This window comes from Brachyspira hampsonii, from assembly GCF_001746205.1.
GTDB lineage: Bacteria > Spirochaetota > Brachyspiria > Brachyspirales > Brachyspiraceae > Brachyspira > Brachyspira hampsonii_B.
Genome location: NZ_MDCO01000001.1, coordinates 552,381 through 578,626 on the forward strand (window position 1 = coordinate 552,381; position 26,246 = coordinate 578,626).

Annotated in this window: 24 protein-coding genes and 1 tRNA gene; 17 read left to right on the forward strand and 8 right to left on the reverse strand. The window is 26.2% G+C overall.

The window, feature by feature from the left end:
• Positions 1–139: 139 nt before the first annotated feature.
• The gene (locus tag BFL38_RS02470) at positions 140–1,339 is read left to right on the forward strand and encodes a pyridoxal phosphate-dependent aminotransferase (protein WP_069725560.1); all 1,200 of its coding nucleotides are present in this window, start codon (positions 140–142) and stop codon (positions 1,337–1,339) included.
• A gap of 63 nt (positions 1,340–1,402) precedes the next feature.
• Here the strand turns inward: BFL38_RS02470 and mtnK are convergent, their stop codons facing one another.
• The 4 genes from mtnK to BFL38_RS02490 form a co-directional block, all read right to left on the reverse strand.
• Entirely contained in the window at positions 1,403–2,665 is a 1,263-nt protein-coding gene (mtnK, locus tag BFL38_RS02475; protein WP_069725561.1) for an S-methyl-5-thioribose kinase, read from the reverse strand.
• Positions 2,666–2,678: 13 nt separating this feature from the next.
• The gene (mtnA, locus tag BFL38_RS02480; RefSeq protein ID WP_069725562.1) at positions 2,679–3,722 is read right to left on the reverse strand and encodes an S-methyl-5-thioribose-1-phosphate isomerase; all 1,044 of its coding nucleotides are present in this window, start codon (positions 3,720–3,722) and stop codon (positions 2,679–2,681) included.
• A gap of 102 nt (positions 3,723–3,824) precedes the next feature.
• Entirely contained in the window at positions 3,825–4,148 is a 324-nt protein-coding gene (locus BFL38_RS02485) for an STAS domain-containing protein (RefSeq protein WP_069725563.1), read from the reverse strand.
• Positions 4,149–4,189: 41 nt separating this feature from the next.
• Positions 4,190–4,272 (reverse strand) — tRNA-Tyr (locus tag BFL38_RS02490).
• Between the two features lie 156 nt (positions 4,273–4,428).
• On the opposite strand from BFL38_RS02490, the gene BFL38_RS02495 reads away from it, so the two are divergent.
• From BFL38_RS02495 to BFL38_RS02505, 3 genes are all read left to right on the forward strand, one after another.
• Positions 4,429–6,108 (forward strand): peptidase, encoded by a 1,680-nt coding sequence (locus tag BFL38_RS02495; RefSeq protein ID WP_069725564.1) that lies wholly within the window; start codon positions 4,429–4,431, stop codon positions 6,106–6,108.
• 104 nt (positions 6,109–6,212) lie between these two features.
• Positions 6,213–9,467 (forward strand): AsmA family protein, encoded by a 3,255-nt coding sequence (locus BFL38_RS02500; protein ID WP_069725565.1) that lies wholly within the window; start codon positions 6,213–6,215, stop codon positions 9,465–9,467.
• A 33-nt stretch (positions 9,468–9,500) separates the two neighbouring features.
• On the forward strand, positions 9,501–10,115 hold the full coding sequence (locus BFL38_RS02505; RefSeq protein WP_069725566.1) for a DUF1318 domain-containing protein: 615 nt from the start codon (positions 9,501–9,503) through the stop codon (positions 10,113–10,115).
• A gap of 91 nt (positions 10,116–10,206) precedes the next feature.
• Here the strand turns inward: BFL38_RS02505 and BFL38_RS02510 are convergent, their stop codons facing one another.
• On the reverse strand, positions 10,207–11,790 hold the full coding sequence (locus tag BFL38_RS02510; protein ID WP_069725567.1) for a helix-turn-helix domain-containing protein: 1,584 nt from the start codon (positions 11,788–11,790) through the stop codon (positions 10,207–10,209).
• 377 nt (positions 11,791–12,167) lie between these two features.
• On the opposite strand from BFL38_RS02510, the gene BFL38_RS02515 reads away from it, so the two are divergent.
• From BFL38_RS02515 to lysA, 5 genes are read left to right on the forward strand one after another with little or no spacing between them, the layout of a single operon-like run.
• Positions 12,168–13,370 carry an HPr family phosphocarrier protein gene (locus BFL38_RS02515; protein ID WP_069725568.1) on the forward strand — a complete coding sequence of 401 codons (1,203 nt, stop codon included), beginning with the start codon at positions 12,168–12,170 and terminating at the stop codon, positions 13,368–13,370.
• 4 nt (positions 13,371–13,374) lie between these two features.
• On the forward strand, positions 13,375–14,070 hold the full coding sequence (locus tag BFL38_RS02520; RefSeq protein WP_069725569.1) for a metallophosphoesterase: 696 nt from the start codon (positions 13,375–13,377) through the stop codon (positions 14,068–14,070).
• 26 nt (positions 14,071–14,096) lie between these two features.
• A complete protein-coding gene (locus BFL38_RS02525; protein ID WP_069725570.1) occupies positions 14,097–14,381 on the forward strand; it encodes a hypothetical protein in 285 nt (94 codons plus the stop codon).
• 60 nt (positions 14,382–14,441) lie between these two features.
• On the forward strand, positions 14,442–15,350 hold the full coding sequence (locus BFL38_RS02530; protein WP_069725571.1) for a divergent polysaccharide deacetylase family protein: 909 nt from the start codon (positions 14,442–14,444) through the stop codon (positions 15,348–15,350).
• Positions 15,351–15,383: 33 nt separating this feature from the next.
• The gene (lysA, locus tag BFL38_RS02535) at positions 15,384–16,622 is read left to right on the forward strand and encodes a diaminopimelate decarboxylase (RefSeq protein ID WP_069725572.1); all 1,239 of its coding nucleotides are present in this window, start codon (positions 15,384–15,386) and stop codon (positions 16,620–16,622) included.
• A gap of 214 nt (positions 16,623–16,836) precedes the next feature.
• Here lysA and BFL38_RS02540 read toward each other — a convergent pair whose 3' ends face one another.
• Complete coding sequence (locus tag BFL38_RS02540; RefSeq protein ID WP_008731242.1) at positions 16,837–17,250, reverse strand: metal-dependent transcriptional regulator; 414 nt, start codon at positions 17,248–17,250, stop codon at positions 16,837–16,839.
• A gap of 211 nt (positions 17,251–17,461) precedes the next feature.
• Between BFL38_RS02540 and BFL38_RS02545 the strand changes: the two genes are divergently transcribed.
• The 5 genes from BFL38_RS02545 to BFL38_RS02565 all read left to right on the forward strand — a co-directional run bounded on the left by BFL38_RS02545 (position 17,462) and on the right by BFL38_RS02565 (position 21,388).
• Entirely contained in the window at positions 17,462–18,148 is a 687-nt protein-coding gene (locus BFL38_RS02545; RefSeq protein ID WP_008726166.1) for a response regulator transcription factor, read from the forward strand.
• Between the two features lie 12 nt (positions 18,149–18,160).
• Complete coding sequence (locus BFL38_RS02550; protein ID WP_069725573.1) at positions 18,161–19,924, forward strand: sensor histidine kinase; 1,764 nt, start codon at positions 18,161–18,163, stop codon at positions 19,922–19,924.
• A gap of 67 nt (positions 19,925–19,991) precedes the next feature.
• A complete protein-coding gene (locus BFL38_RS02555; RefSeq protein ID WP_008726163.1) occupies positions 19,992–20,201 on the forward strand; it encodes a heavy-metal-associated domain-containing protein in 210 nt (69 codons plus the stop codon).
• Entirely contained in the window at positions 20,201–20,779 is a 579-nt protein-coding gene (gene ruvA / locus BFL38_RS02560) for a Holliday junction branch migration protein RuvA (protein WP_069725574.1), read from the forward strand. Before BFL38_RS02555 ends, ruvA begins: the two co-directional genes overlap by 1 nt.
• Before the next feature lie 102 nt (positions 20,780–20,881).
• On the forward strand, positions 20,882–21,388 hold the full coding sequence (locus BFL38_RS02565; protein ID WP_069725575.1) for a GNAT family N-acetyltransferase: 507 nt from the start codon (positions 20,882–20,884) through the stop codon (positions 21,386–21,388).
• 54 nt (positions 21,389–21,442) lie between these two features.
• Here the strand turns inward: BFL38_RS02565 and BFL38_RS02570 are convergent, their stop codons facing one another.
• Positions 21,443–22,423, reverse strand: a complete 981-nt coding sequence (locus BFL38_RS02570; protein ID WP_069725576.1) for a Gfo/Idh/MocA family protein — start codon at positions 22,421–22,423, stop codon at positions 21,443–21,445.
• Positions 22,424–22,546: 123 nt separating this feature from the next.
• Here BFL38_RS02570 and BFL38_RS02575 point away from each other — a divergent pair, with 123 nt between their 5' ends.
• From BFL38_RS02575 to murB, 3 genes are read left to right on the forward strand one after another with little or no spacing between them, the layout of a single operon-like run.
• Complete coding sequence (locus BFL38_RS02575) at positions 22,547–23,533, forward strand: segregation and condensation protein A (protein WP_069725577.1); 987 nt, start codon at positions 22,547–22,549, stop codon at positions 23,531–23,533.
• Between the two features lie 3 nt (positions 23,534–23,536).
• Entirely contained in the window at positions 23,537–24,046 is a 510-nt protein-coding gene (locus tag BFL38_RS02580) for a BspA family leucine-rich repeat surface protein (protein WP_069725578.1), read from the forward strand.
• Positions 24,047–24,101: 55 nt separating this feature from the next.
• The gene (gene murB, locus BFL38_RS02585; protein WP_069725579.1) at positions 24,102–25,007 is read left to right on the forward strand and encodes a UDP-N-acetylmuramate dehydrogenase; all 906 of its coding nucleotides are present in this window, start codon (positions 24,102–24,104) and stop codon (positions 25,005–25,007) included.
• A gap of 14 nt (positions 25,008–25,021) precedes the next feature.
• Here the strand turns inward: murB and BFL38_RS02590 are convergent, their stop codons facing one another.
• Positions 25,022–25,729 carry a DUF6198 family protein gene (locus BFL38_RS02590; protein ID WP_069725580.1) on the reverse strand — a complete coding sequence of 236 codons (708 nt, stop codon included), beginning with the start codon at positions 25,727–25,729 and terminating at the stop codon, positions 25,022–25,024.
• Between the last annotated feature and the right edge of the window lie 517 nt (positions 25,730–26,246).

Genomic DNA, 26,246 nt, shown 5'->3' on the forward strand with positions numbered 1-26,246 from the left:
TTAAAAGGGGCTGTAATTTATCTTATAGCTCCTTTATTTTTTTATATAGCATATATTAAAATATTACTTATTGTTAGTAAATAATTTTTTATATTATTAAAATTTTGTTTATTATGTATATAACAAATTGGAGTTTATCATGTATCTATCTAAAAGAGTACAGCAGCTTAAGGCTTCTCCTATAAGAAGATTAAATATTTATGCTGAAGAAGCTGCAAAAAGAGGAATAAAAATACATCATCTTAATATAGGGCAGCCTGATATAGAGACGCCTAGTGTATTTTTTGATGCCATTGCTAATTGCAATATGAAAACAGTTAAATACGAACATTCAAGAGGAACAAAAGAACTCATCAGAAAAATTCAGGCATATTATGAAAGATTAGGACTTCATTATGATGAAGATGAAATAATAATAACCAATGGAGGAAGCGAAGCGATACTTCTTAGTTTGATTGCAATATTTGATGAAGGCGATGAAATGTTGGTAGCAGAACCTTATTATGCTAATTACAATAGCTTTTATGATATACTTAATATAAAAAGGAATATTATTAGAACTTATGCTGAAGATGGATTTCATTTACCAAGCCGTGAAATTATAGAGAAAAGTATTACAAAAAAAACTAAGGGGTATTTATTTTCAAACCCCTCAAATCCTACGGGGGTTGTATCTACAAAAAGAGAACTAGATGATATAGCGTATTTAGCTAAAAAACATGATTTTTTTGTTATAAGTGATGAAGTATATAGAGAATTTGTTTATGGGGATAAAAAGGCTATAAGTTTCGGAAGTTATAATGATATAGCTGAGAATGTTATTATAATAGATTCTATATCAAAAAGGTTTTCTGCATGCGGTGCTAGAATAGGGTGTATAATTAGTAAGAATAAGGAATTTATGGAGGCTATTTTTAAAGAATGTCAGGCTAGATTATCAGTACCTACGCTTGAAATGATAGGGGCATCTGCTTTATATGATTTGCCTGCGGATTATTTTGAATCTTCAAGAAAAGAATATGATACTAGAAGAAAGATTCTTTTTGAGGAGCTTACAAAAATGGATGGCGTATTTATGAGAGAGCCTGAGGGGGCTTTTTATGTTCTTGCCAAACTTCCTGTTAAAGATGCTGAGGATTTTGCTATTTGGCTTCTTAAAGATTTTAATATTGATAATGAAACTGTGATGTTTGCTCCTGCTGAAGGTTTTTATGCTACTGAGGGATTGGGAAAGAATGAGGTAAGAATGTGCTATGTAATTGATTCAAAAGATTTGAAAAAGGCTATGAGAATTCTAAAAGAAGGTTTGATTAAATATAAAAGAGAAGTAGAGAAGTAAATAACTGTTTTTTATTAAAAAATTATGGGCTATTATTAATTTCATAGCCCATAATTATAATTATTAAATTTTTTCTATATCAGAATATTTATTTACTATGTCAGCAGCTTTTTCTATATTATCTATACTATCTTTATTTATTAAGAATTCCCTTCCTACATTTAAGCATATCCAATCTAGTCTTGCTCTTTCATTTAAATCTTCAATACCTGAAATATCTTTATTTTTAGCAAGCCCCAAAGTTCTTCTTATAAATACGCATCCTGCAAAACCTATGGAGTCTTTAAATATTCTATTTAATACAGTTTTTATATATTCTTCAGAATGTTTTTCTCCTTCAGGATAATTCCAATATAAAGGCTTGGTTTCTTCTAAATGTTTTTTCCATAATATTTCAAATTTATCTAAAGTTCCTGTCAGCATATATTTAGCGGTATCAAAAAGCCATTTTCTAAATTCTTTTGAATTTGTTCCCAATCTTTTTTGATGATATTCCTGAGATATATATGCTATAAAGAAATTAGCCATAGCTTTTCCTATATCAAAACCAATAGGTCCGTAAAATGCAAATTCAGGATCTATAACATAAGTTTCTTCTTCATTGCCCATAAAACTTCCTAAATGAAAATCACCATGAAGCAAAGCCTCTGCTTTAGTCATAAATGCATATTTCATCTCAGCGGCAGCTGTTTTCAATTTGGAATCTCTTTGAAATTTTCTCACTTCATCTAAATTCAATTTTTCATGATAAATATTAGTTTCATTTTCTTCAAAAGGATGAGTAAAAACAAAATCTTCAGTTAAGCTGCATAATTCAGGGTTCATATATTCAGCAACAAGATTCTTTTTTGTTTTAGTATCCAAATAATAGTCGGAAGTATAAAATAAAGTATTTGAAAGAAAATCTGTTAAATGTTCAGCTGCTTTGGGAAATTTTTTGCCATTTATTATTTCTCCTCTAAGAACTTTATGTTTATTTAAGTTCTGCATTATTACAACGCACATATCTTCAGAAAAATAATGTACTTTAGGAACTAAATTCGGACATAATTTATATTGTTCTTTTAATGCTTTAATTTCTATTTTCATTCTGTCTTTTTCCAAAGGATAGCTTTCACCAACGCATCTTAAAAAAGGGACAGATTGTTTTAATATTATAGTTTCTTTATCATTTTTTTTATTTGTTATGCTGTAAACATAATTTAAATTACCGTCTCCAATTTCTTTTATTTCTAAATCATCAAAACTTGAAAATATATTTTTTAATTCATCTATAGTTTTTAAATAATCTATTATTGTATTAATATTTAATTGTTCATAAGCCATATTATTCCTCCAATTAATTAAAAGCCTTTTTTAAATTTTCTATATAAGGAGCTTTAATTATACCTTTTTCAGTAATGAAGCCTGTTATAAGTTTATGAGGTGTAACATCAAAAGCAGGATTTCTTACTTTCATATTTAAAGGTGCTGTTTGAATACAGGCAAAATTGATAATTTCTTTTGCATCTCTTTCTTCTATGACTATATCATCACCTGTTTTTGTATTCAAATCAAAAGTAGTAGAAGGACAAGCTATATAAAAAGGTATATTAAAGTGTTTTGCTAATATTGCTACTCCCATAGTGCCTATTTTATTAGCAGCATCTCCATTTTCAGCTACTCTGTCGCATCCTACTATAACCAAATCAATAAGACCTTTAGACATTATAAAAGCAGCCATATTATCGCATATCAAAGTAACATCTATTCCAGCTTCCTGCAATTCAAAACTTGTTAATCTAGCCCCTTGAAGCAATGGTCTTGTTTCATCAGCGTACACTCTTATTTTTTTACCTTTTTGATGAGCTATATACATAGGGGCAAGTGCGGTACCTATTCCGCTTACAGCTAATCTTCCAGCATTACAATGAGTAAGTATGCCGGAATTTTCTTTTAAAAGCTCATTCCCGTATTCTCCTATTTTTTGGCATATATCTACATCTTCAGAATTTATTTTTTTAGCTTCTGTTTCTAGTATATTATATAACTCTAATGAGGTTTTATTATTTTTATCCTTTATTGTATTTAGCATTCTATTTAGAGCATAGCTTAAATTAACTGCGGTAGGTCTTGATGAGTTTAAATATTCTGCTCTTTTTTGAACAAAGTTTATAAAATCATTAGATTGTAAATTAGTTTTATTTTTTAAATCTATGAGTAAAGAATAAGCCGCCGCTACTCCTATAGCAGGTGCCCCTCTTACTTTTAATTCTTTTATAGCATTATATGCTTCCTCTTCATTAGATAATTTTATTTCTTTGACTGTTACAGGTATTAATGTTTGATCTAATATATATAGTTCATCTCCTGTCCATCTTACAGTTGGTATATTATTATGCATAAGAATTCTCCGATTATTTTACTAAAATAAGTATAATAAAATGATTATCAAAATTCAATAAATTAAAATAATTATTTTAACAATAGTATTATTATGCGGTTATTATATAGTGAAATCTTTAGGATCATCAAAATATTTTATTAAACTGAACATCATTAAACTTTTTATGGTAGGTTTAATAGATTCATCTAAATTAGTCATAAATAATTTAACTTTTAGAGACTGAAGATTTTTATAAAGTTTAAGTATTTTAGCTATTCCGGCACTGTTAATTTCTTTAACATTTTTCATATCTAATACTACTACAGGCATTCTTATATTGCATGCTTCATTAGAGTCTTCTATAAAAGATTTTATTTCTTCGGGAGCAGATAGGTTAGCTTCCATAACTATAGATATGTATTCATTATTAAATTCTATAGCCAAAGCAATACCTCATTTTAAGATAAATATTCGTAAAAAGAATGTGGGCAGGGAGGGATTCGCACCCCCGTAGACTCGCGTCGGCAGATTTACAGTCTGCTGCCATTGACTGCTCGGCCACCTACCCATATTAATTTGAAAACGTAAAAAAATAATACCATATATAAATAAAAATGTCAATAGCTTATATTAATATTTTTTTCAATATATAAAAATATTAAGTATCTTTTTATTATAGAATGATGTATAATTTTTATATATTGTTTTTATAAGCGGAGATAAAATGAACAAAATTGGTTTTGCATTAATTATTAATATTATGATGATTTTATTATCCTGCAGTTCTTCCCAATATAAGTTGGAAAAGAAATCAGGCGGAAATAATACTTTTGAAACTGCTCAGAAAATTAATAAAGATGGTATAATGGGACAGCTGGAAGGTGATAATACAGATTATTACTATTTTACTTTTGATGGAAAAGCAAGCATTATAGATTTTTATGTTTCAAATTCTACATATTCTCCTGTTATAATGACTATATATGATTATAATACTAATATTATAAAAGTAATAAATGAACCTGATGAAACACCATATACTGATACAAATTCTATTAAAAATGATATTGATACTAATGAAACAGTAATAAGCAATAATAATCAAAATAAAAAAGAAGAAGAAATGATATATACTACTCAAGTTATGAAAAATATATATTTTGAAACTTCTCAAAATAATAATGTAGAAGAAAATAAGTATTACATATCAATATCTCCTAAAGACACTGTAAAAGAAAATCTTGATTACATGTTCATAATTAAAAAAAGAGATTATAAAGAAAGCGATGAGAAAGAGCCTAATGATAAAATTTCTGCATCTCAGATTATAGATGTTAATAGCGATAACAGACTCTATACAATAGAAGGATACTATAGCCAAATTTATAATCCTACTTTAAAAACAGGTGATTTGAAAAATATGGAAGTAGATGCCTATAAAATAACTAATAGTTCTTTTAATACATATTCCATTTCTATAGAACTTTCAGGAGTTCCCGCCATAGATGCCAGCATAAGATTATATGATCAGAAAGGAAATTGGATAACTATGAAAGATATTAACAATACGGGAGATGGTGAAATAGTTGATAAACTTATACTATATCCTTATATGTCATATTATTTTATATTAGCTTCTACTAATGCTGTTAATAATATACCATACAGAGTAAGCATTATAGCTAAGCCTTATGATAAATATACAGAACATGAACCTAATAATAAATATTCAGAGGCTCAGACTATAGAGTTTAATCAAACATACAAAGGAGCTATAGATTATTCTTATGACAGAGATTATTACAGTTTCAGCATACCTATTAAGTCAAGTGTTAAACTTTCTTATTTTTTAATAGATTCTCAGGCTATTAATATAAGCATTTCTAATGATATATTGGGTAAAATTGTTACTATGCCGCAGACAGATGATGAGTATGAGATAAGTTTATCTCAGGGAAGGTATTATCTTATATTTGAAAGAGATTTGACTAAAGAAGGCTGGAAGAAAGGAATTTCAAAGGCTAGAAACTATGAATTTAATATGAGCATATCAAATGAAATAAGCGGTGATTATAACTACGGATATGATTTATATAATAATACAAATACTTATGAAACTGATTATTATAATTATAGTAATAATTATTTAAATGATAATAATATTCCTGAAGAGCAGTTTGAAGAAAATTTGGAAAGTAATTTCAATAATACTAATAATGTTATAATTATAAGACCGGAAGATTATAATTCTGAATATTATTATTATAGTGATGAAGAAGAAACCAATAATTCTGAAAATACTAATGAAGATATATACAGGTATAATGATGATTATTATTATGATAATAGTCAGGATAATACATACTATGAAGATAGTACATATTATAATAATAATGGCTTTTAAATATTCATTAGCTATTGATAAAGAGTCTGTTTTATAATATACTATCTTTATAAGTGTAAAATTGTTTTATAAACATGTAAAATATATTGTTATAGAAGTTTATTATGAAGAAATTTTTTAAGAAAAAAGAAAAAACTGAAACATCATCAGAACAAGAAAATAATCAGAAAAAAAGAAGATTTAAAAAGAGATATATACCTCTAATACTTCTTTTTTTGATTATTATAGGTATTGCAGGAGCTAGAATATATTTTAATAATGAAAGAATGAAAAATCTTATTGAAAATATAGTGTATTCTGCTACTGATAGAAAATTGGAAATAGGGGATTTCAAATACGGATTATTATTTCCAAAAATAGAGATGAGCAATGTTATTCTTTATAATTCAGCTAATTTTAATAATGAAGAAAATATAAAGATAGACAATTTTAGATTAAAATTTTCTCTTTTTTCTTTATTCTTTTTGAAGCTTCATGTTCAGGATTTAACTATAGATAATTTATATGTTTATATGTTTACAGATGAAAGCGGAAATTGGAATTTGCCGGATATGCCTCCATCTGAGCCTAAAGTAGAAGATACAAATAAAGAGCCTTTTGATTTCAGCAAACTTGATTTTCTCAAATTAAAAGCTGATGTAGAAAATATCAGAATCAATAATTTAGCATTTAAAGCAGACAGTAAATCATTTCTAACTAATGTACCTAATAATGGACTTATAGCAAGTTTAAGTAATTATAATCTTCATTTAGATTTGCATACAAAAAGATTCTCATTGTCTCAAGTAATGGGAATATCTGCTCCGGAGGCTTTAAAAGATATTTATTTAAAAAGTTTCATAAGCAATAGTTTAGCTTATAATGACAGCAGTATTTTCTTTAATGATAATCCTTTATTTAATTTAGATGTATCTTATCCTAAAAATCCTGACGGCACAGAAAATAAAGATGAAATAATAATAAGATTTGATTTTGAAATAGATGATCCTAATTTTAGCTATAATGGTAAAAAACGAGATGATATGCAGTTTGCGGCACATTTTCTTGCAAGATACAATATAAGAAATCAGAGTGTATCTATAGAGAATTTATCTTCAGAGCTTTTAAATGATGAGATATTAAAAGTTATAGCCTCTGCCAATCAAATATTCAGCGGCAATATAGGGATTAATTTAGATACTTTATATGCAAGACTTAATTTAGATAAAATAAATAGTTTAGCATCTATGTTCGTACCTTCTTTAGGTATTAGTATGAGCGGTATGGTTAATGTTGATGCTGATAAAAGCATCGGTACTATAAATAATTTATCTAATACAATAAATCTTGTATTAGATAAGATAAATTTTTCTATGGGAGAGACTATATCTGTAAATAATCTTAATTCAAAAACAAAATTAAATTTTACTTTAAATCCCAATAACATTTCAAATGAAGATATAAAATTGGAGCATAATACTACTATTGATAGAGTAACGGCATTGAAATTGTATAGATTAAATAATACAGATATATCATTAAGGATTTTATCATCTTTGAATGGGGCATTGGATGTTGTTCCTGCTATTAATGATCCTAATAAAAAAAGCGATACGATTCTTTATATTGATAATATATCTTCAAAATATATTAATTCTGATATAAAGGTTAATGGGGCTGTGAAATTTGATGATCCTACAGATTTGAATATAAGTGTAACATCATTGCCTATTGCTAATTTTTCAGGAGGGCTTGCTAGAGGTTCGCTTAATTTAGATGTTCATGTTTTCGGAGAGATGATAAATGATATAAATACTACAGTAAACGGTATCATTAGAAATTTCTCTTATAATTTAAGCGGTGAAGTTTCTTCTACTGCTACAGCTAAACTTAATGTTCTTGCTAATGCGGATCTGATTAGTCAGAATGTTAAGGTTTCAGAACTTAATTTAGATTTGGATAATTTTCTAAATTTTAGATCTAATATTGATTTAGAAGGTTTAGGATTAAAAAGAGGTTTTGTTAATATAACAACTTTTAGAATAGCTCCTTATGCTATGAAAAATTGGCTATCTACTAAATTTGCTGAGATTCTTGACAGTCTGCCTTTTGAAGATGATATAAAAATGACTAGTGCTTTGGGATATGATTTGTCATTAGAGGATAAATTTGCAACAGTTACAAATTTCAGTACATTTTATGTAACAGAAAAACAATATAAACTTCAAGATGTTACTATGAAAATAGATACCGATGTTAGTTTCGGAGATAATCTATACGCTAATATTAGGCAATTTAATTTACAAAGTCCAGCTAATAAATTATTAGTGCATCTTGATGGATACTTTACTCCTGTTATAAAAAATGCTAATTTAAATTATAATGTTGGTTTAGATACAGAAAGTTTATACCTTCCTTTTGGTATTGAAATAGGAGGGCTATTTAATGTTAATGGTAATTTGAGAAATAATATAGCAGACGGAGTTTTTAAAACAGATAAATTCTTTGCTAATATGGATTCACCTGATAAAATGTCAATAGTATTAAAAGGATTAACTTCGAATATAGACTATCATTTTGATTTGACTCCTACAGATAATGAGGTAGTTGCAACAGCCACCAGATATACTCCTCTTATAGAGCAAATTCCAAATGTATTTTTTGAACAGTTAAGAGTATATCTAAAAATACCTCCGTTTATAGATGACAGTATTAGAATAAGAGATTTTTCTTCTTCTGTTAAAGTTCAGGGACATGGACTTACAATACAAGATTTGAAATCATCTTTATATATAGGCGGTGAGAAATTTGATGATAATTTATTTTTAGCTTCAATATCAAATAATACAGCACCAAGAAGGGGGGCTATACATTTGCCTTGGCTTAATGTAGATTTGGGCAGCTTCAATACAAGCACTATTAAATATGACATGCGTGTTTTAGCTAGTGATATAAACTTTAAATATCTGCTTGCTCCTGAAAATAGAGAAAAAATTAATGATGAAAAATTATTGGTTAATCTTACAGCAGATATTGCCGGAGTTGGTGTAAGTCCTTTGAATAATATTAAACCTACAACATTTTTTGTAGGTATAAGCAAAATGTCTACAGAGTTTTCTAAATTCTTAATAGAGATGATAAGACCTATTAACCCCGGTATATCTACAGTTGAAAATATAGTACAATTCGGTTATGATCCTAATTCAGTAGAGTTTAGTATATCTGCAAATAAAGTGTTTACTACATTCTATTTCAGAGATCAAAACTTAGATAAGCCTAATCAGCAGAAGCAGCAGCTTATAGCATTTGAAGGCGATAAATTCGGACTTGAGCCTATGCCTTTCTCTGATGTTATTTCATATTTAGAGGGCGGTAATTAATAATATATAAAATAGAGAGGAGATATTCGTTTTATGAAATTGTATAATATGATATTTGTTTTACTTATTGCGGTATTTATTGCAAGCTGTTCAAAACTTATAGTTGTACAGGAGCCTGAGATGAGAGTGCTTGGAGGAAAAACTTTAATAGAAGCTCAAGTTTTAGGAAGATACAGACAGATAGATGAAAGTGCATATCAAATATCTACTCTTTCTAGTGATGAAGATTTAAATCTTATAATGGTAAGTACAAATGTTTCTGATGAATTAGCTCAGGGATATAAAGAAGCTTTAATAAGAAGCATGTTTAATCAAGATGAAATAAATTTATATAAAACTAATTATTATATAGGTGAAAATAACGGCGGATATTTATCATATATAGCATTCGATGTTTCCAAACCAAAAACTGAATACAGTGAAGAGAGAATAAAATATATAAAAGAAATAATGGAAAAAGAAAATACTGACAGAAGAACTATAGCAGAATATTTAATATTATCAGATCCTAAATTAAGTATGGCTAATATAAAAGAAGTTGAAACTGCTTTGTATAGAAGAAATGTACAGAAACTTATAGATAATTCATATTATCAGCTTCCAGACAGCAGCTGGACTGTTTACAGCAATGAGAATACTAATAGCTAAATAGTTTTTTAATATAATAAAATTTTAATATAATAAAAAAGAGCAAGTATGAAAATAATACCTGCTCTTTTTTATTTTATATTGTTTTTATTTACTTTTTATTTTTTTCTGATTCTATATAAGAAGCAAAGTTATTCAATATAGATTTTATATTTTTATACATTTTAGCATCTTCCTGATATTTCAAAGTTTCTTTTGTTTTAGCATCTATTTCTTTTAGATTTGCTAAATAATTATTAAAATATTCATCTATAGTTTTATTATATTTAGATACCACATTCTCTTCTTCATAAGCTTTAATAACTTTTTTAGAAAGTGTTTTTTTCCAATTTCCTGAGAAAGACATAAAACCTGATAATATAAATACAACACTAGGAAGAAATGATAAAGATATACCTATAATATTTATTATTTTCATTGAACTGTTTTTCAATAAGTCAAATGAGGGTAAAATGCCTATGGAAGTATTTATTAAATTTGTTTTTATTTTGTTTGGCTCTTTGCTGTTAAAATCTTCTTTTATAAGAGCAATCATATTGTATAATTGTGTATCAAGATTTAAGTTTATACTATTGCATAATACTTTTATATCATCTTTTTTTCTATAAACATTATTATCATCAATAGATTGAATTATGCTGTCTATATTGAGTGTATTTTTATATATTTCATTAAATGATTCTTTAACAGATATTTTTATTTTATTTAAATTAACTTCTAATTTGTCATTTTCTTGGAAACTATTTTTGTTGTCTATTATTTCTGTAATGAAATTAATATTTGTTAATATTTTATTATAGTAAGCATATTTTATATTTTCAGCAAAGTCATCTTTAATCTGCTTAACTAAATTATTGTTATTAATTGAAAATGGGAAAAATCTTTTTCTTAGTAAAGAATAATCTATTTTCTTTATATTATTAGAAGATTCTATGAAGTTTTTCAATACTTGAAATTTTTTATCAATAACACTGTCTAATTCATTTTCATCAAATATATTAGCTTTGGAGAATATTATAGATATATTGCTGAAATCATCTATAAAATTTGCTAAGGCATTTATATTTGTGATATCTTCCTGAGAAAATGCATTTATATCACATAAATAAATAAACATATTTTGATTATTGTATATTCTAGTATTAAGAAGATTTTCCTTGTACTCAATAATTCTAAATAGTTTGGAATCATCATTTAAATAATATTCATCATTATTCGTTTCTTCAGAATAAGGATTCGTATCAATATTTTTATCAAATATTGCATTTATAAATGAAGTTTTTCCGGAACTGTATCTTCCATAAACAACAATATCAAAAGTTTCACTGATTTTATTATAAATATCAGAAGTCAATTCAGATATTTTTTCATTATTCTTTTTATCCGCCGCACTTATTTCTTCATTAAGTTTATCTATGATGACTTGTATATTAATAAGATTCTCATAAAGATATGGATTTTCACTTTCAAAAGAATTCTTTTTATATTTTGTAAGTTCATCAATAGTAAGTCCGGTATTTTCTGCAAGCTTATCCAAAAGGTCAAGAGTTATATTATTTGCATTTCTTTCTAGTCTTGAAATATAATCCTGACGCACACCTAACATTTTAGCGAATTGGCTTTGTGTTAGCTTCAAAATTTTTTCTCTAATATCTTTTAAATTAAAATCAATCATATTTTTTCTGTTTTTCTCTGTTATTTTTATTTTTTATTATTATAAACAATATTATTTAGAATTTCAAGGGTTTTTATGTATGATTTGTATAATATATGTTCTTATGTATATATTTAAAATAAATATAGCATTTTTAATGAAATTTTTAAGTTTAAAAATGTTAAAAAATAAAATTGTTTAAAGTTATTTTATTTATGTCATTGATAATTAATTAAATTATTCTAATTTAATATAGATATTTTATATATCCTATATAGGTATATATATAACTGCTCTATATAGTTTTTAATATGTTTTTATACATAACTAATTGATTTGTTTCTATATTTGTATATAATTGTATTTAGATAATTAAATAAAATTATATAGGATACTATATGGAGAATAATGATTTTATATCTAAAGAATTTGAATGCAGAAATGATACGCTGCAAGATGTCAAAGAGATTTATCCTATTGTAGATTATTTTAAGACTATAGATGATAAGATTGAAATAGAAAATCAGAATGGAAAAAGAGTCAATGCCAAGTCTTTTGTGAGAGTATCTGCTGTTAATATAAGATATGGAGATAGATTTATACTGTATGTTTACGGTGATGAGAGAGAGAATAATATTAAAAATATAGAAGAGTTTTTGTGTAAAAATAAATTTTATACTTTAGAAAAAATAGAAGAATTAGAAAAGGAAAAAGAAAAATTAAAAAAAGAAGAAGAAGCTGAACATAATAGATATATAGAAAAAGAAATATTATCTTTAACACCTGATGACAAAAAAGAAATAGTAAAAATCAATATAGAAGAAAAGATAAAACTTCTAAAAGAAAAAAGGGATTCTCTGCATTTAGAAAGTCTGAATTTGGATAATAATATTTTGTATATTAAAGATAATGATAAAACAAAAATTATTGATATTATTAATAATGATATATACGATATAATAAAGCATTTATCATTGCATTATGAAATATCTATAAAAGAGAGCAGGACAAAGAATTTTATTTCATATCTAATAAGCGTAGTAAAAGGAAAAGATATGAAATTTTTTGATACATATATGTTTTTTAATGACATAAAAAAATATTTATCAGATCAGTTTTATAAATTATTTATAGAAAAACTTATATGTATAGAAGATTTGCATGAAGAATATGATACGATAATCATTAATAATTTTGTTGAGGAATCTATAAAGACTTTGGATTATGTTATTGAAGATAAAAGAAAATCAGCAGATTATTCTATTAATATTTATATGATGGATAATATGGCAATGGCAAATATTACTTCAAATAGTAATATGTACAGGGTAATAAACATAGTACAGACTATAGGAAAGATTTATGAAATAAAAGAAAGTATTATAGATAATATTATTGATAGGATAAGAGGCGATTATGAACCTTCTTTATATATTAATAATAAATCTGATGCGGAAGAGTATAGTAATAATCTAAAAGAGTTTAAAGATTATTTGCAAAAAGAATTTGAGAGTATTTATGTTTCTGTAGTTTCAGGAAAAAATAATGATAATTCAAATATTGATTATCAGAATATAGTTAAACTTGCAAGGAGGATTTAATAAAATGAGGTTTGCAGTTATAGGAGATTTGCATGGAAAAAACTGTTGGAAAAAACTTATTGAAGGAAGATTTGATAATTTTGATAAGATAATTTTTATGGGAGATTACAGCGATGACAGCTGGGTTACTTTTACAGATGAAGAAATAGTTAATAATTTAAAAGATGTGATAGAGTTTAAAAAGAATCATAATGATAAAATTGTTCTTCTTATAGGCAATCATGACTTTCAGTATATAGTGGGATATCCTACAGCTAGCAGATATAGAAAAAGTTATGCTGAAGAGATGCATGAAATATTTAATAATAATTCTGATATTTTTAGTCCTATACATATAGAAAATAATTATATATTTACTCATGCAGGAATTACAAATGGCTGGATTGAATATATAAGGCATAAATATGATATAAAAGATATTAATATCGATAATGTTTATGATATAGTGAGTTTAGTTTATAAAAATGATAAAAATGACTGCAATATAGCTTCTTTCAGAAGAGGAGGAGGCAGTGAATTTGCTGGAATATTATGGGCTGATACAGGAGATTTATATGATGATGCATGGACAGGATATAATCAGGTTGTAGGGCATAATAGAGTAAAAGCGGGAAGTGTTATAAAAAAAGATAATTATGCTGTTTATATGTCAGATCATTTTGATACTGAGCAGGATAAATTATTGGTATTAGATATATAATTTTGTTATATAAGAGGAGTTAATTTATGTTTCCTGATAAGCCGCCTTTTCATTATAGATGCAGAAACTGCGGATATTTTTTCACTGCAGATGAAAAATTGAATGCACCTTCAGAGCTTTCTTTTGTATCATTTGATTTTAAAGATATAGAAAAAGATGAAAATGGAGAGAAAATAGTTGGAATTAATTCAGAATCAAAAAAAGAATCTTTCATACAAAAAATTTTCAAAAAATTTTCTCCCAAGTGTCCAAAATGTCCAAAATGCCATGAACATGCTGTTGTAAGTATTGATTGTATGGTGCATAAGTAATTGACTTTTATTACTATATAAGATATTATCAACATATTATTTTTTTATATTAATATTTTTATGAAAAATATATTTATATTTGCACTATCAGTTATTATACTTTTTATATTTGCCTTTACTTTTATAAAGGTTAAGGATAACTATAATATTAGTTTTGAATATGCAGATAATATTTCTAATACCTCAAATGAAAATATAATTTTGACAAAAAAGATAACAGAAAAAAACTCAAATGATATATTTCATTTAGCTGATATAAACGCTCCTGATATTACAAAACCTATTTTAAATAAAATAAATGAACATAGTAATTGTATAAGTATTATTATAGATGACAGCGGAAATACCTTAGATAATTCTGAAAGATATTTTTCTTTGGCTAATGAATATAATATAACTTTTGCAGTGCTTCCTGATTCTTATCATAGTACAGATTTTTCTTATGCGGCATATAGTAATAATGTTAATGTTATTTTGCATATACCTATGGAGGGCAGTGATTATTTCGGAGAAAAGACTTTGATAAGAAAGTCAATGAATGAAGATGAAGTATTTAGACTATTAGATTATTCATTTTCAAAGGTGCCTTATGCGAAGGGAATGAATAATCATACGGGTTCGCTTGCAAGCTGTGATGAGAGCATAGTTTCTTATATGCTTAATTATGCTAAGAATAATGATAAATATTTTATAGATTCCTATACGGTGTCCGGCAGTTTGATATATGATATGGCTTTAAAATATGGAGTAAAGACAGCTAGAAGATCCGTATTTTTAGATAATGAGAGAGATTATTCTTATATAATGAAGCAATGGATGGAGTTAATAAAAATGTCTAAAGAGTACGGCATAGCGATTGGAATAGGGCATTATCAAAGCGAAGAAACATTAAAAATTTTAGAAGATAATTTACCGCTTTTATCAGATGAAGGAATTATGTCTGTGAATATAGCGGATATATTGAATTAGAAAATTTAAATAAAAAATTAGGGGAAATGAATAATGATTGCGTATAAAAATAATATATTGATGTGCGAAAATATTGATATTAGGGATATTGCTGAAATTTATGGTACTCCTTTTTATATTTATTCAAAGAATGATATTTTAAGTAAAATAAGGTTTTTAAAGGAAGTATTTTCACCTTTAAATGATGCTTTGATAGTTTATGCCGTTAAGGCAGAAAATAATTTATCTATATTAAAAATTATGGCTGAAGAGGGTATAGGTGCTGATGTTGTATCTATAGGAGAGACTTTGAAATATATAAAAGCTGGGGGAAAGGCTGAAAATATAGTATTTTCTGGAGTTGCCAAAACAGAGGAAGAGATAAGAAAATCAATAGAGCTTAATATAAAACGTTTTAATATAGAATCTATTCCTGAAGCTGTAAGAATTAATAATATATCTAAGGAGCTTAAAAAAAGAGTTAAATGTTCTATAAGAGTTAATCCTAATGTTGATGCTCATACTCATGAGAAAATTACTACAGGAGTTAGCGGAAATAAATTTGGTATAAGTATAAAAACTATAAAAGATAATTCTGAATTATTAAAATCTTTGGATAATATAGAAATAGAATCATTATCAATGCATATAGGCTCACAAATGATAGATGCCGAGCCTTTTTACAGAGCCATTTCAGTGATGAAAGATTTAATTGCTGAAATTAAAAGTATTGGTTTTAATATTACAGATATTGATATAGGGGGAGGATACGGAGTAAGATATAATAGGGCTAATTCAGGATTTGATTTTGATAAATTTAAATCTAAAAGCATTAGTTTATTGAAAGAAATGAATTTAAAAGTTACAACAGAGCCTGGAAGGTATTTTGTAGCAGAATCCGGTGCTTTAATAATGAAAGTTGAATATATCAAAGAAGAACTCGGAAGAAAGTATGTTATATTAAACGGGGGTATGAATGATTATGTAAGGGCAGCTATGTATGATGCTTATAATGAAATATATCCTTTAGTTAAAAAAGATAATATTGCAAATTATGATTTTGTAGGACCTATATGTGAAAGTTCAGATTTTTTTGCTTATGAGAGAAAATGCAGTGTTTTAGAGCAGGGTGATTATGTAGCTTTACTTGATGCAGGAGCTTATGGGTTTAGTATGTCAAGCAATTATAATTCAAGACTTCTTATACCTCAAGTTATGATTGATGATAAAAAACATTATATCATAAGAAAAAGACAGACTTTTGATGATATGATAAAAGATGAAATAATATAAATTTATTTAATATGTCAGAATTATATAAAAATAGTTTTGACATATTAATAATTATTTTTTTAATTGCACTTGATATTTATTTTGATTTATTTAAATATTAATATACTGCAGACTGTATTAAAAATACTATATTAATTAATTTCCTTGTAAGCAAAGAAAATTCATAATTACTATACAAATTGTATTAAAATATTTAGCTGAAATTATCAGTATATTAATTTTTATTAAAAATATTTTCTTTTTTGCAGTATCCGCAAAGAAACTCTTTAAACTTATGTACAGTATCTTTGCTCATAGCATGTTCTATTAAGCATGCTTCTTCATCAGCTATTTTTTCATCTACATTTAATACTTTTGTAAGGAAGTAGTAGAATATAGCATGCCTTTCTGCAATATCCTTTCCAATAGCTCTGCCGCTTTCGGTAAGCTCTATATCTCCGTAATGCTCATGTTTTATATGCCCTAATTTTGACAAAGTTTTAATAGCCGTATTAACACTAGCTTTGGAGCGTCCTACCAAATCAGCTATATCTGTTATTCTAATTGCTTCCTTAAAATTTTTTTCTACTTCAAGGTTGTAGATAGTTTCTAAATAATTTTCTAATATAGGTGTTATTTCTTGTTTCATATATAAATGATTTTAATATAAAAATATTATAAGTCAATATTTAAATTCCTATTTTTTTACATAATGTAAAATATAGAAGTTTTATATTTCATAATAAATTAGTTATTTTAGTCTGAATAAAATATTTTGACAAAAAATATTTTTTTATTATATTTATGATATAAAAAGTGTTTAATTTGACAATAAATTATTTTAATTTTGGTAGTATTTTATGAATAAAGAACTTATTTACTCAGTAGAAGATGATGATAATATCAGAGATCTTATTAAATATACTGTTGAAGAGGCAGGATATACTATAGAATGTTTTTCTAATGGTAATGATATGCTTGAGGCATTGAAAAAACAAACTCCTAATTTGGTATTGCTTGATATAATGCTCCCTGACATAGAAGGTACAGAAATATTAAAGATTATTAGAACAGATTATGCCCATCTTCCTATTAAGGTAATAATGCTTACAGCTAAAACTAGTGAAATAAACATTGTTACAGGTTTAAATTTGGGTGCAGACGATTATATGCCTAAGCCTTTTTCTGTGCTTGAGCTTCTTGCAAGAATTAAGGCAAATTTAAGAAAGAAAGATGTAAGATTGGATGCAGAAGAACTTACTTTTGGTGATATAAAACTTGTTGTTAAGAAGAGAAATGTTTTTGTAGGAGATAGGCAGGTTATTTTAACACAGAAAGAATTTGATTTGCTTAAGTTATTGATGGAAAATGCTAATAATGTAGTTGATAGAGAAACTATGCTTGAAGAAGTATGGGGTGTTGATCATACTATGGAAACAAGAACTATTGATATGCATATAAAATCAATAAGGCAAAAACTTGATTTAACTAAAGAAAACATTATAACCATTAGAGGTATGGGATATAAATTAACAGATGTACAATAATTTTAATAAAAGATGATCAAGAATATATTTTATAAATCATTACTCATTTTGATATTGTCAAGTGCTTTAATGTTTATAGGTATACTGTTTACTGTGCAGTATAATAATATTGTATACAGTCAGGTTATGATAGTAAATATTATTGAGATGCTTGAAAAAGAGATTGATTTATATGATGTACAAACTGAAGATGCTTTTAGAAAATTCGTACTGCAGTCGGATAAAGAAGAATTAAGGATCAGTATAATATCCACAAATGGAGTTGTAATAGCTGATACTATGACAGATACTTCCAAAAATCCTATGGGAAATCATACCAATAGAAGCGATGTTATAGCAGCACTGCATAGTATAGAAAATAAACCGGCTTTTTCTATTAATACTTCTATTAGTCAGAAAACTCCTTATATGTATGTGTCCAAAAAAATTAAAGCTGATGACAAAAGAGATTATATACTTAGAGTTTCTATTCCTATAGAGTCTGTTAATAAATATTTAATAAGTTTTTTATTTACAGCTGTTATGGTTATAGGGGTAGTTATTATAGTTATGGCTTTGGTCCTTCCTTTGATGAGCCGTAATATTATGATTCCTTTCTATATGATAAAAGAAACTCTTGATAATATATACAATAATAAATCAACAACACCTAAAAATTTAACGGGATATAATGATATAAATGCTATTCTTTATGATATAAATGAATTAGCTGTGAGTTTAAATGAAAATATTACAGGTTATCAAACAGAAAGAGAAAAACTTAATTATGTGCTTGAGAATATAGCACAGGGTATTATTGCAGTTAATAAACATAAAGAAATATTTTTTATTAATCAATATGCTTTAGATTTGCTTGAAATTTCTGACAGTAATATAAAAAAACTTAATGAGATTATAAAAGATAATGATGTAATAGAAAAAATAGATAATGCCATAGAGTTCAGCAGATTTTCAAAATTCGATGTTAAAGAAGATAATATGGATATAGAAATAAGCATCATTCCTATAAGAAACAATGAAAATATATCGGCATTAATAAAATTTGAAGATGTTACAGATATAAGAAAAGTTGAAATAGAAAAGCAGGATTTCTTTATAAATGCTTCTCATGAATTAAAAACCCCTCTTACTTCTATTATAGGATATTCTGAACTTCTTATTGCTACAGGCGGAGGAAAGAATCAGGCTGATTTTATTAAAAGGATTAATAATGAGGCTTTAAGAATGAAAGACCTTGTTATTGATATGCTTACATTGAGCAGGATAGAAGCTAATTGGAAAGAGACTATTGATGAAGAAATAGATATTAAGGATATTGTTCTTGATGTATTTGAGAGCAATAGAATAAAAGCTGAACAGAGAAATATAGATGTGCAATTAGATATAGAATCAGTTGTTATAATGGCTAATAAAGAAAAAATTACTGAAGTTGTTAATAATTTAGTTGATAATGCTATAAAATATACTGATGATGAAGGTAAAGTAAAGATATATCTAAAGAAGAATGCGGATAAAGCTATATTTTCAGTGAAGGATACAGGATGCGGCATAGCTCCGCAGTATTTGAATAGAGTTTTTGAGAGATTTTTCAGAGTTAAAAACAATAAATATTTAAAAGTTCATGGTACAGGTCTTGGACTTACAATAGTAAAAAATATATGCAATTATTACAATGCTGACATACATATTAAGAGTGAAGAGAATGTTGGTACAGAGATGACAGTTGTATTTAATTTATATAAAGAAGAAGATGTTAAAAAAATTGAAAAAAAATGAAAAAATAATTGAAAAATACCCTTATGTAGTATATAATTGTTAGATAATTATAACAAAGGAGCAGTAAATGAAAAATATTACTATAAAAATAAAAGGTATGGGCTGCCAAAATTGTGTTAAGGCGGTTACAGAAGAATTAAGTGCTTTAGACGGTATAAGCAAAGTTAATGTAAGTTTAGAAAATGCTTGTGCTGAAGTGGAATATGATGAGTCTAAAGTAGGTACTGATAAAATGTTTGAAGCTATAAAAGAATTGGAATACGAACCTAGTTTATAATGTTTGCTTTTATAGAAGGTAAAGTTCAAATAATATCTGAAGGTGTCATAGCTCTTCTTTGTAATGGTGTTGGTTATGAGATTATAGTATCAAAAAAATTAGATGTAAAAAATGATGATAATATAAGACTTTATACAAAACTCATACACAGAGAAGATGCTATGATACTTTATGGCTTTTTGACTAGAGAAGAAAAAAATATGTTCACTACTCTGATGTCTGCTTCAGGAGTAGGTCCTAAATTGGCTATGGAAGTTCTTTCTACTTATTCCATAAATGATTTGATGCATATACTTTTTAATAAGGATATAAATTTACTAAAAAAAGTATCGGGTATGGGAGTTAAGAAGGCTGAAAAACTTTTATTTGAGCTTAGGGATAAAATAGAAAAGATCGATATTAATATTTCATCATCTGTTATTAGCAATGATAATGAAAGCGATGTTATAAAGGCTTTGATATCATTAGGTTTTTCAAATAATGAAGCTGTTAAGGCTTTGTCGGAAGTAGAAAATAAAGATAATATGACTACAGAAGATTTGATAAGTAATGCTTTAAGGAATCTCAGCACTTTATAATTTTTTATTAAAAATAATAATAAATAATTGAAAATAACTTATTATAGATATATAATTTATTTAATAGTAATTATTATCATTAAAATGCTGAGGTATAATTAAATGGATATAACTATAAAGAAAGCAGGATTAGAAGATGTTTTTGATATAAGCAAGCTTCATGCTATATGCTGGAAAGATGCTTATAAAAATATTATACCTGATTCATATCTTAAAAGAATATATTTAGATGATTGGTGCGAGGAGTTTGAAGACGGTATTAATAATAAAACAAGAGAGGCACATTTAGCATATATTGATGGAAAGCCTATAGCAGTTATATCTCATGGAAAGAGCAGATGCAATATGCAAGGATATGGAGAGATAATATCATTATATGTTCACCCTATATATCAGGGTTCTGGAATAGGTAAGTTATTATTAGAGCAGGCTGTAAAATATATGAAAGAGTCAGGATATACTAATATATGTCTTTGTGTTTTTGATAAAAATGAAGAAGCTAAAAAATTTTATGAGAAAAACGGTTTTAAAGATTCCGGTACAAAAAATACTTTAAAAATAGATGATGAAGATATAGCAGAAAGCGTATATGTTTATGATATTAATTAAAGAAATATATATAAGCCGTTAATATATAAATATTAGCGGCTTTTATTTTATAATTTATTTTTCAAAGGGGTATTTTATTTTCCAGCTTCTTCTCAAAGTATCCATTATATTCATCACTCTTAAAATATCTTCATGAGGCATTTCCGGACATTCTAATTTTTTATTATTAATAGCATTAATACAGGAAATTATTTGATATTCATAGCCTGTTATTTGTTTAGGAACTTTAATAGTTTTTATAGCTTTTCTATCAAGAGAATAAACTGTTATGCTTTCAGGATTATTAATATTTTTTACAACTATATATCCTTTATCTCCATTAATAACACCTTCTCTGTTAGTTAATGCTGACATTGTAGAGTTTAGTATAGCCATTTTATTGTCTTCAAAAGTTAATGTAATAGAGTTCTGCTCATCTACTCCTTTTTTGGTTTTTATGCATGAAGAATCTATTTTTTTTATTTTATTACCGAATACCATCAAAGCAAAATTGATAGTATAAACACCTACATCAAGCAAAGCTCCTCCCGCAAGTTCAGGCTCTATTAATCTAGGTACTTTATTTATAACATAACCTAGATTTGCAGTTAATGAAGTTACTTTTCCTATAATTCCGCTTTTTATAGTATCATTAATTATTTGTCTGCTAGGCATATATCTAGTCCAAATAGCTTCGGCAAGTAAAAGTTTTTTCTTTTTAGCAAGTATTAAAACTTCTCTTGCCTGTTTCACATTAACAGTAAAAGCTTTTTCGCATATAACATGTTTATTATTTTCCAAGCATAATTTTATATGTTCATAATGATGAGAATGCGGAGTAGCTATATATACCAAATCTACATTTTCATCTTTTAGCATTTCCTCATAAGAGCCGTAAAATTTCTTGAATCCGTATTTTTTGGCAAAAGCCTTGCTTCTTTTTATATCTCTTGCACTTACCGCATAAGATTGTGCTTCTTTAATTTTTGAAATAGTTTGAGCCATTTTTTCTGCAATATTTCCTGCTCCTATAAAACCTATATTGATTTTTTTCATTATGTTACCCCTTATAAATTATTTTAATATATTTAAATAATATTAGAATTTCATTTATTGTCAATATTAATTGAAAATTATATACTTGAATTTTTATATTTTTATAATATATTATAATCCATTATGGAAGAGAATATAAACGAAACAAAGCAAGAAAATAATAATAATAATATAAATACAAATGCTTCAGCCAAAGAAGAAACGGAAAATAGTAATCCTGATTATAAAGAGTTTACAGTTTCATTATCTAGTATAGATTATGAAGGACCTTTGTCTATCCTTTTTGATATGCTTAAAAGAAGCGAGAAAAGTATATATGAAGTGTCTATACTTGAAATTATAGATCAGTTTGTAGAATATTTGAAAGCTCAGGCTGCTTTGAATTTGGATTCTACGGGGGACTTTTTGGTTGTTGCTTCAGAGTTTCATCTTTATAAATCAAAAATGCTTCTTCCTCATGATATGGACGATGACAAGTTTACAGACAGACTTAAATTTGAAATAGTTGAGCAGATGCTGGAATTTCAAAGATATAAAATGGTTTCAGAAGAACTTGATAAAATGCAAGATACATCAGATTCTATATTTGAAAGGAAAGATACTGAAAGAGTGAAATTCTTTAAAACTGTGAATGCTGATGACAATGAAATAGCTTGGAAGGATATTACACTTTATGATTTAGTTTATGCATTCACAAAAGTGCAGTTTGTACCGGAAACGGATTTAGCTGTTCTTTCCGGAATGTCTAATTTCCATATAGATAATGCTATTGATATGATAAGAATAAAATTATCTGAAACGGCTTTTTTTCCTTTCATTACTTTATTTAAAGACGGAGTTACTAAAAGGCAGCTTGTTACATTCTTTTTGGCTATGCTTGAACTTGTTAAAGAAAAAGAAATTCTTCTTAAGCAAGAGATGAAGTTCAGAGAGATTTATGTGTTCAAAAGAGATGAGAGTTTTATGAATAAAAATAATGAAGATACTTCAAAAGAAGAAAATAATAATACTGAAAATGCTGATAATAATAAAGATAGTTCAATAACAACTATTATAGAAACTAATGAAAATATTAAAGATGATTCTTTAGGAAATGATGATAATAATTAACTTATGAGTAAATATAAACCAAATAATAAAATAGAATTAAGAAGTTTAATAGAAAATAATAATATTTATTTAGGAGATATAGATACTTCATTAATAACTGACATGTCTATGCTTTTTGATAAGCCTAATTATGCATGTTTTGAAGGCTCTTATAGTGAATATGAAAGTTATAATGTAAGGTCTGATTTTGCAGGAATAGAAAAGTGGAATACTTCTAATGTTGTTAATATGAGATCTATGTTTCATAATATAAAAAATTTCAATATAAATATTAATGATTGGAATGTTTCTAAAGTTATTGATTTCTCTTATATGTTTTATGGGGCAGAAAATTTTAATCAGCCTTTAAATAAATGGAATGTTTCTAATGCCAAATATATGGCTTGTATGTTTAAAAATGCTTTTAATTTTAATCAGGATTTGAATTCTTGGGATATAAATAAGGATGCTGATATCAAAGATATGTTTTTTAATACAAAAATTGATTCAAAACCTATTTGGTATATTTTATAAAAATTATTTTTTATATTTTTATTAATATGTTATAATTATATTAGAGGTTGATTTAATGGCTAAATCTTTTAATGGTGTTTTAACTAAAAAAAATGTTTCTTTAAAAAAATTTAATACTTTCAGAGTTAATGCTAAGGCTTTAGAATTTTATATACCTGAAACTATTAATGGCTTTATAGATTTGATTAAATATCTTAATGATAATAATAAAAGATATATGATTTTAGGCGGAGGAAGCAATATATTATTTTTGGACAAGATTATAGAGTTTCCTATTATTTATACAGGATTTTTCTCTCGTATAGAGCATACATCTCATAATATTTTAGCATATTCAGGAGCCAAGGTTTTTGATGTTGTTAAATATGCATATAAAAATGCATTTACAGGTTTAGAGTTTTTATACGGACTTCCGGGTACTATAGGCGGTGCCGCTTATATGAATGCTAGATGTTATGAACATTCTGTATCTGAGTTTATAGATAGTGTTGGAATAATAGATGATAATATAGAATATATGCATATTGGTATTGATGATTGTAAATATGCTTATAAAAAAAGTGTTTTTCAGGATAAAAACTATATAATTATTGATGTGAGATTTAAATTGAATAAGGTATCAAAAAAATTAATTAAGCCTGAAATGAAGAAATTTTATAAAGATAGAAAAAATAAGAATCAATTTAGATATCCTTCAGCAGGAAGTACATTTTTAAATGATTATGAAACTAATATGATAGCGGGTAAAGTTATAGATTCAATTAATATGAGAAATGTTAGGGTAGGCGGAGCTATGGTTTCACCTTATCATGCCAATTTTATAATTAATTACAATAATGCTACAGGAAGAGATATTTTAAATCTTATGAGAAAGGTAAGAGAAGAAGTTTATAATCACAAAGGGATTACTTTGAATGCTGAAGTTAAAATCATATCTAATGACGAAAATGAAAAATTTTAAAATTCAATATAGAATTATGACTTATTTTCTTTATGTAATAATTTTTTTATATATGGTACAAATTCTATCTTTTTATCAATAAGGCTTCCTATAAAAGATATTGATTTACCCATTGTAAAAGCAGCAAGCACAGTACCTATTCCAAGTCCCTTTATATGTCCTAGAAAAATGAATGTTATTAATGCTGTTGTTAAAAGAGAACTTACATCAAATATTATTTTTATTTTAGAATAAGGTACTTTTATTATATTTGATAATTCTCTTGGAAATAGATCTGTAGGTATTATGGGAAGTCCGCATCTATTAGATAGAGCTATTCCAAAACTAAGTATGATATAACTTATTATAAAATATATAATTCTATATGTTAAACTCAAAGGTAAATGATTTATCCATAAACTATGTATATCTATAAATTTACCGAAAAAGAATCCTACGGCAAAACTAAATAAATATTCACCTACAAATTTTTTTCTTAAGATCATAAGTACTAATACGAGTAAAGTTTGAAAAATATAAGTAAAAGTGCCAAGCGATATATTTTTTATAACTTCAGAAAAAGCATAAGGAACGCTTGATATAGCAGATATTCCAGATCCTGAGTAAAGCATCAAAACCACACCGAAACTATTCATAATCACAACTAAAATGAGAGCTAATTCTCCGCTTATTATAAAGTGATTATTATGATCATTTAATGTAATATTATTTTCTGTTATCATATTACAACCTCTGGAAAAATACTCAATATTAATTTTTAGATGCAAATATTATATAGCTAATTATATATTAATCAAGAAATTTTTTATAATTTACAATTTTTTTATTTAAAAAACTCTGTACGCACGGTTAACTAAATTTATAATATAATAAAAATTAGAATTCATAATTAATGTATATTTATAATTTCATTCTGCGTGCGTTTAATAAACTATAAAGTTAAATAGCACTTGGGCGGGCTTTGTAATCACAGTAAATATTTTAAAGAAATAAAAAGTAAAAATAACTGATAAAAGTTTTTAAATATATAGGGCGGGAAAATGTAATTAAGTTTAAAATATTATTTACATATCCCACCCTTTATTTTATATAATTTTACTTTGATATTCTAGTGTTTATTATATTTAGTATTTACATAGAAATTACAGCACCTGCCCAAGTTCTTTTATAACAAATGTATGACTCTTATATAAGATAACCATATGCCTGTATATGATACTCAGAGTATAAGTAAAATAA